General features: G+C 46.4%; 1 pseudogene. It reads right to left on the bottom strand.

What is annotated here, in order from left to right:
* Positions 1-696, bottom strand: a pseudogene (locus HMPREF3031_RS13545) (hypothetical protein); the annotation flags it as partial.

The raw sequence follows: 696 nt of genomic DNA, 5'->3' as shown, positions 1-696 counted from the left end.
TGTGATAGATTTGCCATCTTCACCTTTCGCACCTTGTGCGCCAGTTGCACCTGTTGCTCCTGTATCACCTTTGTCACCCTTAGCTCCTTGGGCTCCAGTATCACCTTTGTCCCCTTTAGAAATCGTTACATGTGATCCATCACTAAAGTTAACGACAGTATTACCTTGACCATCTTTAGTTTCACCAGTCACTGTCAATGGTGCGGCGTCTTTACCTGCGGCTCCTGTTGCGCCTGTTTCACCTTTCGCGCCTTGTGCACCCGTATCACCTTTATCTCCCTTAGAGATTGTGGCTGTTTTACCGTCGCTGAAGTGGACCACTGTGTTACCAGCAGCGTCTTTTGTTTCATTGACAACTGTTAACGGTGCAGCATCTTCACCTTTATCTCCCTTAGCACCTTTTGGTACTACGATGGATTTTCCATCGCTAAAGTTGACTTTGATATCACCATTCGCTTGTGGTTCTGTTGATGTGATTGTGATTGATTTACCATCTTCACCTTTCGCACCCTGTGCTCCGGTTGCACCTGTGGCACCCGTATCACCTTTGTCACCTTTAGAAATTGTGGCTTGTGAACCGTCACTGAAGTGTACTACTGTGTTGCCAGCAGCATCTTTTGTTTCATTGACAACAGTTAACGGCGCAGCATCTTCACCTTTATCTCCCTTAGCACCTTTTGGTACTACGATGGATTT

The sequence above is a fragment of the Staphylococcus sp. HMSC072B07 genome, from assembly GCF_001815505.1.
Taxonomy (GTDB): domain Bacteria; phylum Bacillota; class Bacilli; order Staphylococcales; family Staphylococcaceae; genus Staphylococcus; species Staphylococcus simulans.
This window is presented reverse-complemented; position numbering and strand designations above follow the sequence as displayed.